The following is a 283-nucleotide window of genomic DNA, read 5'->3' on the forward strand; positions in this document are numbered from 1 at the left end:
GGTGATGACGGGGCCGTGTCCGGCCAGCGGCCGCCCGTACTCCAGGGCCGTCACCGCGCCGTCGCTGCCGGTGGCCTTGCGGACCAGGCCGTCCTCCAGTTCGAGGACGGCGGTCAGGCGGTGGCCGTCGCCGGAGCGCGGGGGTGCGGTGAAGACGACCCGGCCGTCGTCGTAGGCGACTTCTGTGGCGGCGCCGTAGGGGTCGGTGACAGACGTGAGCTGCCAGGTCTCCCCGGCCGGGGTGAAGGCGAAGTCGGTGCGGTTGCCGTGCCGGTCGGCGAAC

1 protein-coding gene is annotated in these 283 nt (G+C 74.2%); it reads right to left on the reverse strand.

Annotated features, from left to right (window positions below; genetic code table 11):
* Positions 1-283, reverse strand: a 283-nt coding sequence (locus tag IF89_RS40120) for a hypothetical protein (RefSeq protein WP_043195138.1), incomplete at both ends; no start/stop codon positions are given.

Source organism: Streptomyces sp. NRRL F-2664, from assembly GCF_000719345.1.
Taxonomy (GTDB): Bacteria; Actinomycetota; Actinomycetes; order Streptomycetales; family Streptomycetaceae; genus Streptomyces.